Source organism: Nocardia amikacinitolerans NBRC 108937 (assembly GCF_001612615.1).
Lineage (GTDB): Bacteria > Actinomycetota > Actinomycetes > Mycobacteriales > Mycobacteriaceae > Nocardia > Nocardia amikacinitolerans.
The window spans coordinates 1-13268 of sequence record NZ_BDAU01000043.1; the positions used below are offsets into that span (position 1 = coordinate 1).

16 protein-coding genes are annotated in these 13268 nt (G+C 68.1%); 8 read left to right on the forward strand and 8 right to left on the reverse strand.

Translation table 11 applies throughout. From position 1 onward, the window contains the following. Positions 1–219: 219 nt before the first annotated feature. From NAM01S_RS28055 to NAM01S_RS28070, 4 genes are all read right to left on the reverse strand, one after another. Positions 220–525: a DUF2516 family protein gene (locus tag NAM01S_RS28055; protein ID WP_067790923.1), complete on the reverse strand. Its 306-nt coding sequence runs from the start codon at positions 523–525 to the stop codon at positions 220–222. A gap of 154 nt (positions 526–679) precedes the next feature. Continuing rightward, positions 680–1336, reverse strand: coding sequence for a heparin-binding hemagglutinin (locus NAM01S_RS28060; protein WP_067790925.1), 657 nt, complete (start codon positions 1334–1336; stop codon positions 680–682). Then, positions 1333–1836, reverse strand: a complete 504-nt coding sequence (locus NAM01S_RS28065) for a helix-turn-helix domain-containing protein (RefSeq protein WP_067790927.1) — start codon at positions 1834–1836, stop codon at positions 1333–1335. The genes NAM01S_RS28060 and NAM01S_RS28065 overlap by 4 nt, the downstream gene beginning before the upstream one ends. Positions 1837–1941: 105 nt before the next feature. Then, positions 1942–3234: a DUF445 domain-containing protein gene (locus tag NAM01S_RS28070; RefSeq protein ID WP_067790982.1), complete on the reverse strand. Its 1293-nt coding sequence runs from the start codon at positions 3232–3234 to the stop codon at positions 1942–1944. Positions 3235–3454: 220 nt separating this feature from the next. On the opposite strand from NAM01S_RS28070, the gene NAM01S_RS28075 reads away from it, so the two are divergent. From NAM01S_RS28075 to NAM01S_RS28090, 4 genes are all read left to right on the forward strand, one after another. Continuing rightward, positions 3455–4135 carry a TetR/AcrR family transcriptional regulator gene (locus NAM01S_RS28075; RefSeq protein WP_084483380.1) on the forward strand — a complete coding sequence of 227 codons (681 nt, stop codon included), beginning with the start codon at positions 3455–3457 and terminating at the stop codon, positions 4133–4135. 183 nt (positions 4136–4318) lie between these two features. Continuing rightward, a complete protein-coding gene (locus NAM01S_RS28080) occupies positions 4319–5803 on the forward strand; it encodes an ABC1 kinase family protein (RefSeq protein ID WP_067790932.1) in 1485 nt (494 codons plus the stop codon). Between the two features lie 43 nt (positions 5804–5846). Next, positions 5847–7097, forward strand: coding sequence for a saccharopine dehydrogenase family protein (locus NAM01S_RS28085; RefSeq protein ID WP_067790933.1), 1251 nt, complete (start codon positions 5847–5849; stop codon positions 7095–7097). Positions 7098–7167: 70 nt separating this feature from the next. Continuing rightward, positions 7168–7800: a class I SAM-dependent methyltransferase gene (locus NAM01S_RS28090; RefSeq protein ID WP_084483381.1), complete on the forward strand. Its 633-nt coding sequence runs from the start codon at positions 7168–7170 to the stop codon at positions 7798–7800. A gap of 138 nt (positions 7801–7938) precedes the next feature. On the opposite strand, the gene NAM01S_RS28095 is transcribed toward NAM01S_RS28090, so the two are convergent. Continuing rightward, positions 7939–8145 (reverse strand): hypothetical protein, encoded by a 207-nt coding sequence (locus NAM01S_RS28095; RefSeq protein WP_067790934.1) that lies wholly within the window; start codon positions 8143–8145, stop codon positions 7939–7941. Positions 8146–8248: 103 nt separating this feature from the next. Beyond that, positions 8249–8995 carry a GntR family transcriptional regulator gene (locus tag NAM01S_RS28100; RefSeq protein WP_067790936.1) on the reverse strand — a complete coding sequence of 249 codons (747 nt, stop codon included), beginning with the start codon at positions 8993–8995 and terminating at the stop codon, positions 8249–8251. Positions 8996–9300: 305 nt separating this feature from the next. Between NAM01S_RS28100 and NAM01S_RS28105 the strand changes: the two genes are divergently transcribed. From NAM01S_RS28105 to NAM01S_RS28120, 4 genes are read left to right on the forward strand one after another with little or no spacing between them, the layout of a single operon-like run. Then, complete coding sequence (locus NAM01S_RS28105) at positions 9301–9690, forward strand: hypothetical protein (RefSeq protein ID WP_067790937.1); 390 nt, start codon at positions 9301–9303, stop codon at positions 9688–9690. A 25-nt stretch (positions 9691–9715) separates the two neighbouring features. Further along, positions 9716–10372, forward strand: a complete 657-nt coding sequence (locus tag NAM01S_RS28110) for a hypothetical protein (protein ID WP_253799429.1) — start codon at positions 9716–9718, stop codon at positions 10370–10372. Beyond that, on the forward strand, positions 10369–11097 hold the full coding sequence (locus NAM01S_RS28115; protein ID WP_067790940.1) for an ESX secretion-associated protein EspG: 729 nt from the start codon (positions 10369–10371) through the stop codon (positions 11095–11097). The genes NAM01S_RS28110 and NAM01S_RS28115 overlap by 4 nt, the downstream gene beginning before the upstream one ends. Positions 11098–11143: 46 nt before the next feature. Further along, positions 11144–11989 carry a polyphosphate kinase 2 family protein gene (locus NAM01S_RS28120; RefSeq protein WP_067790988.1) on the forward strand — a complete coding sequence of 282 codons (846 nt, stop codon included), beginning with the start codon at positions 11144–11146 and terminating at the stop codon, positions 11987–11989. 3 nt (positions 11990–11992) lie between these two features. Here the strand turns inward: NAM01S_RS28120 and NAM01S_RS35445 are convergent, their stop codons facing one another. Both NAM01S_RS35445 and lexA read right to left on the reverse strand, forming a co-directional pair. Next, complete coding sequence (locus tag NAM01S_RS35445) at positions 11993–12157, reverse strand: hypothetical protein (protein ID WP_157107956.1); 165 nt, start codon at positions 12155–12157, stop codon at positions 11993–11995. Between the two features lie 366 nt (positions 12158–12523). Continuing rightward, positions 12524–13171: a transcriptional repressor LexA gene (lexA, locus tag NAM01S_RS28125; protein ID WP_067790942.1), complete on the reverse strand. Its 648-nt coding sequence runs from the start codon at positions 13169–13171 to the stop codon at positions 12524–12526. Positions 13172–13268 lie beyond the last annotated feature (97 nt).

A 13268-nucleotide genomic window follows, 5' to 3' on the forward strand; every position in this document is an offset into this window, starting at 1 on the left:
GCGCCCGCTCCGAAGGCCGCTCGCCATGCGGACCAGCTTCGGCTCAGTGCGAGCCGCTCCTCGGCAGGAAGCTCAGGTAGTCGCGCACCCTGACGCTGCGGCCGTCACCCTGGCGAAGCCGGTGATGATGTTGCGTCCCGCGGTCGCGCCGATCTCGTGGAAATCGGCATCGCGGCACCGACAACTCGCCGACGCGCGAAACGGGCGCCGATCAGCGAATTACCAACGCGGACCGCGCTGAACCTCGTCCACCTTGGGCCGCACATCGGCCAGATAGATACCCGTGGCGATGATCGCCACGAAGGCGAGCAGACCAAGCCCGGCGGGCGAGAGCAGCAGAAGCAGCAGCGCCACCCCCAGGATCGCCAGCCAGATCGGCTTGGTCTGCTTGTCCACCGCGGTGAAGGCGTCCGGCCGCTGGCGGATGGCGTGGATCAGCGCGAAGATCGTCGCGCCCAGCGCAACGAGCCACAACACCAGCAGAATCAGTCCGGTCAACCCGTGCACGGTATTCACCTGACCCATGATACGAGCGACGCCCCCGCACAGCAGGCTGTGCGGGGGCGTCGTGGGGTGCGTGTATCTCCGCCTCGGCCGCGGCCATGCGCGGCTGTCGACGGATCACGTCCGGCTGTGCCATCGGCGTGTCCGCGGGCTGTCGACGGACCGCCCGTGACGACTACGCCTTCTTCGGCGCGACCTTCTTCGCGGCGGGGGCGGCCTTCTTCGCGGCCGGAGCCTTCTTGGCCGGAGCCTTCTTCGGCGCGCCGTTCTCGGCGGCAGGCGCGGTCTCGGTGGTCACCGCGACGACCTCGGCCTCGACGACCGGCTCGGCGACGGGCTCCTCGTCGGCCTTGCGGCCGATCAGGCCGTTGACGCGCTCCAGAACCTCTTCGGCGCGGCCCGCGGCGTCCTTGTACAGGGTCTCGACGCGGTCGATCTGGTCCTCGACCAGCTGGTTGGCGCGCAGCCGCTCGACGGTCTCCTCGCCGCGGACGGCCAGGTCGGCGTACAGGTCGACCACCTTGTTGTAGTACTCCTCGGCGAGCCTGCGCAGCTCCTCGGAGGTGAACTTCTCGCGCAGCTCGGCGAGGTCGTCCGGCAGCTCGGCGGGGAGGCCGGACAGCCGCTCGCGCAGCGTCTCGAACTGGGCCTGCACGTCGGCGGGCACGTTGGCGAAGCGCTCGCGGGCCTCTTCCACCCGGCCCGGCACGTCGGCGGAGGCCGCGCGCTCACGCACCTGGGTGACGACATCCAGGGCGGCGGTGTAGACGGCATCCCCGGCGCCGACGGCGGCGAACAGAGGCTTGCTGACTGTTGCGGTCTTCTCGGTCATATTTTTTCGTTCTCCTGGCGTGGCGGAGTGTCGGTTGTCGTGCGCGGAACGTCGCTGTCCCATTCCCCCCCTGGCTCGTTCCCTCCGTTTTCCCGGCGAAACGATTCATAGATCTCCAGGAGCACCTGCTTCTGCCGTTCACTGATCTCCGTGTCGGCAAGCAGGGCATCCCGGACCGGACTGTGCGGCCGCTGCTCGAGATAGCCAGCCCGTACGTACAGCACCTCCGAGGACACCCGCAGCGCCTTCGCGATCTGCGTGAGTACCTCGGCGGAGGGATTGCGCAATCCGCGCTCGATCTGACTGAGGTACGGATTGCTCACCCCCGCCAGTGCGGCGAGCTGACGCAGGGAGACTTGCGCCGCCTCGCGCTGCGCCCTGATGAAACCTCCGATGTCGTGCGCCGCGTTCGCGACGCGACCCCCTCGTTCGCCGACGCCCGCCGATTGCTCGGACGGACCGTCGGTGTACTCGGCGGAAACCTCGGGATGGTCTGCCATCACTCACCTTCTGGCGGTTGTACGGATTCAATTCTAGGGCAGGGTGCTAACTCTTGCAAGCACGCTGTTAGCACGCGTTCGGCAAACCGCCGGCGTGCCGTTTTCTCAACCTTGGAACAACAGGTGCGAAACCGTGTAGATCGCCAGCCCGGCCAGCGATCCGACGACGGTTCCGTTGATCCTGATGAATTGCAGATCGCGCCCGACCTGCAATTCGATCTTCTTGCTCGCCTCTTCGGCGTCCCACCTGGCAACCGTGTCGGTGACCAGCGTGGTGATCTCGCTCGCGTAGTTCGACACGAGGTAGCGCGCGCCCCGGTCGATCCAGCCGTCCACCTTCGCCCGCATCTCGGCGTCGTCGCGCAGCCGCTCACCGAGTTGCTGCACATTCTCCCCCACTTTGCGGCGCAACGTACTGTTCGGATCGTCCGCGGATTCCAGGATGAGCCGCTTGGCCGCGCGCCAGGTCGCCTCGGCCATGCCGGTGATTTCCTCGCGGCCCATGATCTGCGATTTGATCCGTTCGGCCTTCTTGATCATCGCGTCGTCGTACTGCAGATCGTGCGCGAAATCCTCCAGGAAGCGATTCGCGGCCAAACGCACCTCGTGCTCGGGATTCGACCGCACCTTCCAGGTGAACTCGACGAGCTCGCGATAGATCTTTTCTGAAAGCAGAATGTTTACAAATTTCGGGGCCCATTGCGGCGCGTCGCGCAAAACAATCCGGTCGATGGTCTCCTGGCTCCCGAGAGCCCACTGGTGCGCGCGCTCGGCGAGCATGTCGAGCAGCGGCAGCTGCCGGTTGTCGGCGAGCAGTTCGGCGAGCACCCGGCCGATCGGCGGACCCCACAGCGGTTCGGCGATCCGCTTGACGATCGTGTTGTCGATGACCTGCTCGACGTCCTCGTCGCGCAACACCCCGACCACCGCCCGCAGGATCGTCGAACTCTCCTCGGCGACCCGCCCGGCGTGCTGCGGGTCGGCCATCCAGCGCCCGACGCGCAGCGAGATCTGGGCCGAGTTCACCTTGGCCGAGACCACCTCAGGCGCGAGGAAGTTCGTGCCGACGAAGCTGCCGAGGCTGGCGCCGAGCTGATCCTTCTTCTTGCGGATGATCGCGGTGTGCGGAATCGGCAGGCCGAGCGGATGCCGGAACAGCGCCGTCACCGCGAACCAGTCGGCGAGCGCGCCGACCATGCCCGCCTCCGACGCGGCGCGCACGTACCCGACCCAGTCGCCGCCCCCGCCGCGCGATTCCAGCCAGCGACAGAACAGATAGACCACCGTCGCGAAGGCGAGGAAGCCGGTGGCGACGGCTTTCATCTTCCACAGGTCACGTCGTTTGGCGGCCTCGTCGACGAAGAACCCGGTCGGCCCAGCCGGGGTCGGCGGGGCCATGACCGGGATGTTGCCGGGAGCTTTCTCCATGTCTCCATTCTGCTGTGCCGCGCGCTGGGCCCTCTGATGTGTGGTTCCTGCCGCATCCGGCACCCAAACGGACCTACGCTGGGTTGCCTGCACCTAAGCTGAAAGTCCACGACCATTACGAACGAGGGAGCCAACGCTGTCCACCGAAGACCTTGTCGACATCGGTGAGCTCGCCGAGCGACCGGCTGCGGTGCGCACCGGCCGGATGGACGGCCGCAAGCGCCGATGGCGACAGCACAAGATCGACCGCCGCGAGGAACTCGTCGACGGCACCCTTGCCGCTGTCCGCACCCGCGGCAGCAACGCGGGCATGGACGAGATCGCCGCGGAGATCGGCGTCTCCAAGACCGTGCTCTACCGGTACTTCTCCGACAAGAACGACCTGGTCCACGCGACCATGCAGCGGTTCATCGAGACCACGCTGATGCCGCGGGTCTACGGCGCGATCAGCCTCGACGCCGACGAATTCGAGCTGGTGCGCACGGCACTGGCCGCCTATGTCGGCACGGTCGACGAGGACCCCGAGGTGTACCGCTTCATCATGGGCAGCGGCTCGGACGCGTCCTCGCTCGCCGAGTTCGAGAAGCTGTTCGCCGAGGTGGTCTCCGCTGTCATCGCGGACAAGGCGGACGCGCTCGGCCTCGACACCACGGGCGCGATGCTCTGGTCCTACGTGCTGGTCGGCGGCATCCAGCTGGCAACCCACTGGTGGACCACCGACAAATCAATGTCGCGCGAAGAGGTCATCGACTACCTGACGATGATGGCCTGGAGTGCCATCGAGGGCATGGCGAAGGCGGGCGGCTCCCGGGAGACTTTCAACAAGCAGCCGCACGTGCTGCCCACCCGGAACACCGACGCGCCGACGTAAGAGGCGGTGCCGCGCCCGTCGCGGCCGGTGTCTGTGACGGTGGGTTCGACAATGCCGCCCGGTTGGTTACTCTGAACGCGAGCGGTGCCACAGTGGGGTTGGTCACCGCCCCCAACGTGGTCACGCGAGCTCGCGCCTGCGTGTCCCGTCGGCTACGACCGCGGCACCAATGGAGGTACCTCGATGGCGAAGCAAGTACCGACTTCCCGGCTTGCTCGTGGCACCAAGCTGGGTGCCGTGGCCGCCAGTTCGGTCTTGCGGACGCAGCGCACGAGGCTTTCCATGCGGGGTAGATCCGAGGCCGTGCGCGCCAAGATGGCCGAGGAATCCATGATCCGCACCACCGAGCAGGTGGTCATGGTGCTTGGCACCATGAAGGGCGTGGCCATGAAACTGGGACAGATGATGTCGGTGCTCGATCTGGACCTGGTGCCCGAGGATCATCGCGAACGCTTCCAGAAGCGGCTTGCCGTGCTGCGTAACGCCGCGCCGACCGTCTCCTTCGACGCCATGCGGCAGGTCGTCGAGGAGGATTTCGGGCAGCCGCTCACGGCGATCTTCGCGGAGTTCGATCCGGAGCCGATCGCGGCCGCCTCGATCGGCCAGGTGTACAAGGCCACGCTGCGCGACGGCCGGGTGGTCGCGGTGAAGGTGCAGTATCCGGGCATCGACGCCGCGGTGCGCGCGGATCTGAAGAACCTCAACATGTTCCGCAAGGTGCTCACCTCCGCCATGCCGTGGGTCACCCCCGCCGTCCTCGACGAGCTGCGGCTGAACATGGAGGGCGAGCTCGACTACCAGACCGAGGCCGTCACCCAGTTGCAGATCGCGGAGCTCTACGCGGGGCACCCGTTCATCGCGGTGCCGCGCTCGCTGCCCGAGCTGAGCACGACTCGCGTGCTGGTCAGCGAATACCTGCCCGGCAAGGGCTTCGAGGAGCTTCGCCAGTTCCCCGAGGACGAGCGCAACCGGATCGGCGAGATCATCTACCGGTTCTACGTCGGCTCGCTGTTCACCTTCAACGAGTTCTGCGGCGACCCGCATCCGGGCAATGTGCTGCTCGTCGACGACGGCCGCGTCGGCTTCCTCGACTTCGGCCTGTTCAACCGGATGGACCCCGAGCACGTGCGGTTCGAGACGATCTGCCTGCGGGCGGCCGCCGAGGACCGTGCGGAAGACTTGCGCGAGTTGATGATTCAGCGCGGCGTGATCGACTCGCCGGAGGAGATCGGCGCCGAGGAATGCCTGGAATACGTGCTCGCGGCCTCGGAATGGTGTCTGGTCGACGAGGAGCTGACCATCACGCCCGAGCTGGCCAGCGGTGCGTTCCTGCTCGCCGTTGACCCGCGGGCCAGCGAGTTCGCGGGCATGAAGCAGCAGAACCTGCCGCCGGAACACCTGTTCTCCCGCCGCGCCGACTTCCTCACCTTCGGCATGCTCGGCCAGCTCGAGGCCACCGCGAACTGGCATCGGATCTCCCGCGAGTGGCTCTACGACGAACCACCGGTCACCGAACTGGGCAAGGCGCACCAGCAATGGCTTGCGGAGAACCCGCCGCCCGCGCCGACCAAGACCGCGCGGCCGCGCTCGGCCGCGTCCACAGCGAACACACCCAAGAAGACCGCGGCGAAGAAGGCGCGGCAGCCGAGGGCCGGGCGCAAAGCCTGACCCGCACCGCACGCCACGGCACCGACCAGGAGTGAACAGACACATGGCAGACAATCGCGAATTCGACATCGCCCTGTTCGGCGCGACAGGTTTCGTCGGCAAGCTCACCGCGGAGTACCTGCTCGACGCGGCGCCCTCGGACGCCCGCATCGCGCTGGCGGGCCGCTCGCTGGACAAGCTGACCAAGGTCCGCGCGGAGCTGGGCCCGAAGGCCGCGGCGTGGGACCTGGTGGTGGCCGACTCGACCGACCAGGCCACACTCGACGCCCTTGCCGCGCGCACCAAGGTCGTGGTGACCACGGTCGGCCCGTACTTGCGCTACGGCATGCCGCTGGTCGCCGCCTGCGCGAAGGCGGGCACCCACTACGCCGACCTCACCGGTGAGCCGCTGTTCATCCGCGACGCCATCGACACCTACCACGACGAGGCCGCGCGCACCGGCGCGAAGATCGTCAATTCCTGTGGCTACGACTCGATTCCGTCCGATCTGAGCGTCTACCAGCTGTACCGCAGCACGGTCGCGGACAACACCGGCGAGCTGACCGACACCACCCTGATCGCCTCGCTCAAGGGCGGCATGAGCGGCGGCACCATCGATTCGGGCCGGGCCATGATGGAGGCCATCGCCGCCGATTCCAGCAAGGCCTCGGTGCTTTCGCACCCGTACTCGCTGAGCCCCGACAAGTCGATGGATCCCGACGTCGGCCGCCAGAGCGATCAGGCGCTGCAACGGGCGAGCAGCATCGACCCGAGCCTGGACGGCTGGGTGGCCACCTTCGTGATGGCCGCGCACAACACCAAGATCGTGCGCCGCAGCAACGGCCTGCTCGGCTGGCCGTACGGCAAGAACTTCCGCTACCGCGAGGTGATGAACGCGGGCAAGTCGGCGGCGGCACCGCTGGTCGCGGCGGGCATGGCGGGCGGCATCGTGGCCACCATGGCCACCGGCGCGCTGCTCTCGCGGGTCTCGGCGGGACGCAAGCTGCTCGACAGGGTGCTGCCGAAGCCGGGCACCGGACCGAGCGAAGAGGCAAGGCGCAGTGGCTGGTTCACCATGAAGACCTACGCGCGCACCACATCCGGCGCGAAGTACGTCGCGACCTTCGCCGGTCAGGGCGACCCCGGGTACCAGGCCACCGCGGTCATGCTCGGCGAGGCCGGGCTGTGCTTGGCCTTCGACACCGACAAGCAGCCCGAGCTGGCGGGCATCCTCACCCCGGCCGCGGCCATGGGTGACGCGCTGACCGATCGGTTGCGCACCGCGGGCATGACGATCGAGGTCGAGCGGTCCTGAATCGGACTGCCGCACCACGATTTCCATCGTCCAGGAGCTTTGTCGTGTACGACGCTGTGAGGGCGGCGCGTTGAACCTGGCGCGCCGCACCATGAATCACCCCGCGCTGGCCGCCGTGTACGAACGCGCGTGGCGGCCGACGCTGTTCTACCTCGCCAGCGGGCGCAGCACCGCGTCCGATCGCCGCGACGCGGTGACCGCGCTGCGGCTCGGCGGGGACCAGAAGGTGCTCGACATCGCTTGCGGTCCGGGCAATTTCACCAAATATCTGAGCGAATCACTGTCCGAGGGCGGCTACGCGGTCGGCGTGGACTATTCCGAGCCGATGCTGGCCCGCGCGGTGGTCGACAACGCCGGGCCGCGGGTCGGCTATCTGCGCGGGGACGCCCGCACGCTGCCGTTCGCCGACGGCGCCTTCGACGCGGTGTGCTGCTTCGGCGCGCTCTACCTGATACCCGATCCGCTGACCGCGACCAGGGAGATGGTGCGGGTGCTCGCTCCCGGCGGGCGCATCGCCATCACCACGAGCCACCGCGCCGATACGCCGTTCGGGCGCGCCAGCCGGTTCGTCGGCGGGTTGAGCGGTCTGCGGGTGTTCGACGATTCGACCTTCCCGGACCTGTTCCGGGAACTCGGGCTCGTGGAGATCGATCAGCGGGTGCACCGGCTTTTGCAGTACGTCAGCGCCACCCGTCCTGCGTGAGCGAGGGCTGGGCACCTTACTTTCTCTCGTGATGATTTTTCGCCACCCTTGCGGCGGTTCCAGCTCAGACACGACCGCTTTGGGTTCGCGCAAACCCGGCCCACACGCGGCTGCGACGCCGGCCGGAATCGAACCCGATCAGTCGGACGACTCGTCACCGGGCGGCCGGGCCTCGCTCAGCTCGACCATCCGGCGCAGCACGGCGGGCGCGATCGCGAAATCGAGTTCGGTACCGCCGTTTTCGAAGACATAGGTCAGGTAGTCGTCGCAGTGCAATGCGGCACGCCGGACCGAGCAGTGCTCTCCGACGACTACCCAGCCACCGATGGTCAACTGGTCGAGCATCGCACCTCCCACCCTGCGGACTAGGCCATTCCCTCGCGCGCCGGACTATTCCAGGTGCGATGCCGCCTTGTCAACGGATTCGCGGCGCGTCATCGACCGCGTGTCACACGCCGGGAACGGAATATTCCTGGCGGAATAACCAAGATTCGGGCGGATAGACGCCCTCGTCGAACTGGAGCACCACGCCGTCGGCATCGATCGCGGTGAGCCGGTAGACCAGCACCGCGGACGTGCGAGCCAGCCGCAGCCGCTTGCGCTCCTCGTTGGTCGCCATGCGCGCGCTGACCTGATCGAACACCGACGCCACCCGGCGACCGGTCACCGCCTCCAGGTAGGTGGCGGTACCGCCGGGCAGCCGCTGGGTATCGAGCAGGCGATCCGCGACATCGGCGAGGTCGCCGGCGAACCAGGACGTCGAGAGTTCGGCGTCGCCGTTCTCGCCGTGGAGCAAGCGCCTGCGGGCGATCACCTCGCTACCGATCTCCAAACCGAGCGCGGTGGTCACGTACTCCGGGCCGTCGACGAGTTCCGCGGCAAGGATGTCGATCGGCTCGCGCTCGGCGTACATCCCGCCGTACTGCCGTGCCCGCCCTGCGGATTCGCGCACCAGCGGGACGGCGTCCGGGCCCCGCACGAAGGTGCCCGAGCCGCGTCGCGATTCGACCAATCCTTGCTGGCGCAACGTATTCAACGCTTTGGCCGCCGTCGGCCGCGCGACCTTCCACGCCGCGGCGAGTTCGCGTTCGGAGGGCACCTCGGCGCCCGGCGCGAGTTCGCCGCGCTCGATCTGGTCGCGGATGTACCCCGAAATCTGCTGATACTTCGGGAGTACTTCTTCGATGTCGGGCACCGAACGCCTTCCGCTCCGGGATCTGCCAATACTTCGGGCCAGTGTAACCAGCCCGCGAACTGCGCCTCGCCGCCGACCGTGCGCCACATCACAGCACGTGGGCGGGCGCAAGCGGGCAACGGCGGTGGTTACCGGACGGTAGAGTGCCGACCAGTACGCGTACCTCCGCATCCGCTCCGGCCATGCGCGGTGTAGCGACGGACAGTGTCTGTTCTTTGTGTACCTCCACCGCCGCTACGGCCCGTGCGCGGCCTCGGACGGATTCGGGCGGTTGGGTGTGGACCGAGCAGAAGGGGGCGAACCGAATGGCGGTGCCGGATACCGGACAGGGGCTGGCCAGGGGGCTGTACGCGGCGGCCGTCGGCGCGGAGGGCGAGCGTTTCGAGCTGGCCGAGGATGTGGCCGAGAATCTCGCCGCGGCTTGCGACCGTTTGGTCGACGATCTGCGAAAGGCCATGGCCACAGGGCATTTGGTCACCGAGGTCAGCGGGTTTCCCGAGCTGCCTTCCGGCCGGGGCCTCGCCGCGGGGTTCGGCGACAAAGGCAGGCAGTTCCTCGATACCGTTGCCGCTTTTCAGGAGACCGCGCTGCTCTTCAAAGCGGCCTATCTCGCCGCCGGCCGTAAACTCGCGGACGCGGAGGCCGCGAATCGGGCCGCGCTCGAACTGGTCACCGAGTATCTGGATCCGCGATGACCGCGCGCGTATCCGAGATGCGGAGGTGGTGACCGTGGTGGACGCCGCGGCACGAGCCGCCGCCGACGAGATCAGGGTGCAACAGCGCGCGCTCGCCGACTCCGCCGGAACATCCAGCGGCGGAACCGATCCCGCCTACGCGCCGGAGCGGGAGCGATTCGGCGCGTACACGCACGTCGAGATCTGGGACCGGGTGCACGAGGCGCTCGATCCGGGCGCGCTCGGCGAGACGGCCGCGGCGTGGCAGGCGGGCGCCGACGCGATCGCCGACGCCTTCCAGCACTTCGCCGACGCCGCCAATCGCGAATTCGCCCGTTGGTCGGGTCGATCCGCCGAGGCGGCGCAGCGGGCGACGCGGGAGTTCATCCGGGTCGGCGACGAGGCGCACGACGTGTGCCGCGCGGTGCAGCGGCTCATGGAGCTCAATCGCGATGCGGCGCAGACCATTCGCGCCGCGATCCCGGAGCCGCGACGTTACGTTCCGCTGGACGACCCGGCGGCGGAGGCCGTGTACGGCGGGCGCCGCAGGATGGAACACGACTTGGCCGCCGCGGCGGCGCAGGCCGACGTCCAGGACACCATGACCTACGTCTACACACCGACCATGCCCGCCTCGGGCGACAGCGTGCCCCGATTCACACCACCGCGCGCACCCTCCGATGGCGAGGGCGGCGCACGGTGAGATGGGTACTCACCCCGGACGAATTCACGCATGTCTGGGAAAGCGAAACGAACCTGGACAGGCGACCGTATCCGATCAACATGATGCCGTCGTCCACCGTGCGCACCGAAACCGAATACGCCGCACTGCGTTTGCCGCAGCGCTTCGCCAGGCAGGCCGACCCGGATCTGGCCGCGGCGCTGATGCTGTGCGCGCGCACCGACGCCACCACCATCACCATCTCGGGTGAGCGCAGCACGCCGGGGCGCAACGGCAGCTCCCCCGAGGGCGACCGCGTCCTGGCGTTCGCCGCGGTGGTGCACAATCACGCGGGCGTGCTCGTCGCGATGCCGGACAAGGTGATCGTGCAGATGTGCCACGCGCGCAACCTCGGCCAGCATCTGGTGCAGGTGATCGGCTCGGCGCAGCCCGGACGGCTCGGCGCGATGCGCGAGCCGCAGGACGCGGTGCTCACCACGGAGCCGGCCGAGACGCCCGCGACCAACGGTCAGCGCGGCGCCGCCCGTTTCCGGCAGACGTTGCGCAAGCCGGTGGACTGCCGCGGGTTCATCACCGTGACCGTGGACCCGGACAATCCGATGTCGCCCCCGACGCGCCACCGCACCTGGCTCGATTTCACCGGCGACGGCCGCTACCTGCTGACCACCTCGCACGACCTGATTCTCACGCCGGTCTCCGACGACGACTTCGCCGTGCAGTTGCTGCGGCTCGCGCAGATCCGCTGACGCCGAACCGCCTTCCGGGCGCGCGCGGACGTGGTAAGTGTGGTCGATGGCGCTGTACTGGTCCCTCCCGGTCACCGAGGCCCTGAAAGCGGACGGTTTGCGGCTCGCGGAGCTGACGACGTCATCGACGCCGGGCTTCACCGGGGACAAGAAACTCGCTCAGGAGTTGCTGATCGAGCGCGGAAACGTCCTGTCCGTGCTCCAGGAGAAGCTCTACGCCAACGGACGCTCCGGCGACAAGCGCAGCGTGCTGCTGGTGTTGCAGGGCATGGACACCGCGGGCAAGGGCGGCATCGTTCGGCACGTCATCGGATCGGTGGACCCGCAGGGCGTCGACCACGCCGCATTCGGCGTCCCCACCGAGGAGGAGCGGCGCCACCACTACCTCTGGCGCATCCGCAAGCAACTGCCGCGCGGCGGGCAGCTCGGCGTGTTCGACCGCTCGCACTACGAGGACGTCCTCGTGGTGCGGGTGCACGAACTGGTGCCGCGCGCGGAGTGGGAGCCGCGCTACGACGAGATCAACCAGTTCGAGCGCGAGCTGACGCACGAGGGCATCACGCTGGTCAAGGTCGCCATGTTCGTCTCGCTGGACGAGCAGAAGAAGCGGCTGCGCCAGCGGCTGGAGCGGCCGGACAAGTACTGGAAGTTCAACCCCTCCGACATCGACGAGCGCGCCTACTGGCCCGCCTATCAGGCGGCGTACCAGGACATGCTGGACCGCACCTCGACCGCGGACGCGCCCTGGTACGTGCTGCCCGCCGACCACAAGTGGTACGCCAGGCTCGCGGTCACCGAATTGCTCATCGACGCGCTGGAGAAGTTGAAACTGGACTGGCCACCGGCGAATTTCGATGTCGCCGAACAACTTCGCCGCTTGGACAAGTCCTGAAGCTCAGCGCGCCACCGCCTCGGCCGGCTTCGCGCCCAACGACGCCGCGACCGACATGACGGCCCGCACGCTGGTGAGGTCGTATTCGTCGACCGAGAGGTGCTTGGCCGGCGCGACTGCGATCGGCGGCGCGATGTACAGATAGCTACAGCGCCGCCGGGCGACCACCCAAAGGAATTGGGACAGTCCGATTTCGGCATGGTGACCAGCGCAGGGCGGCGTAGCAGCACCGTCAGACCGTACTGGAGTGGGTGGATCTCGGGTGCCGTGGAAGCGGGTGCGCGGGACGCCGCGGAAATCAGTGCCGCTCTCGCTGCTGCGAAATAGGTGGCAGCGGAGATAACAGAGCAACCGAGGTGATCGGCCCGCCCGTACCCGCTTCACCTCGGTGCCCAGCGCGGCCCCCGTCGGTCCCCTCCCGGCGGGGGTCGCCTCCGTGCGCGGCGCGGGTCCGCAGGACAGCATCAGCCCATCGGCGAAGTTGTTCCAGCGTCATCGAGCGACACGCTTGCGCCACGGGTTGCGCCCCGCGTGTCAGATTCGGCGCATCACGGAGACGACCTTGCCGAGGATCACGGCATCGTCGCCATCGATGACGTCGTAGGCCGGGTTGCGCGGTTCGAGGTAGACGTGGCCGTTGCGGCGGCGGTACACCTTCACGGTCGCCTCCTCGCCGAGCATGGCGGCCACGATGTCACCGGAATGCGCCTCGTTCTGCTGACGCACCACCACCGTGTCGCCATCGCAGATGGCAGCGTCGATCATCGAATCGCCGCGCACCCGCAGCGCGAAAACCGTTCCACGACCGACCAACTCGCGCGGCAGCGTCAACGTGTCGTCGGCGTGCTGCTCGGCGAGAATCGGCGTGCCCGCGGCGATGTCGCCGACCACCGGCACGGTCACCGCGGCGTCGGAGGTCTCCGCCCGCGCCGTCCCCTGAAGGAACAACCGCACGTCGATCGGTCGCGCCATCCCGGAGCCGCGCCGCAGAAACCCCCGCTCCTCGAGGCTCTTCATGTGCTTGGAGACCGTGGACGCCGAGAGCCCGACCGCGTCACCGATCTGCCTGCCGTTCGGCGGATACCCGTACTCGACAACCCAGTCCCGAATCACCGCCAGGATCCGCTGCTGCCGCGACGGCAGCGTCGAAGTATCGAGATGCTCGAAGTCGTATCCGGTCACCCGGGGAATGCTAGAGGCGGCCTCGGACAATTCGCCGCACGACTCGGGGCACAGGCGTCGGCGGCGAAACTCGGATCGCCGGAGTCGAAAGACGGCC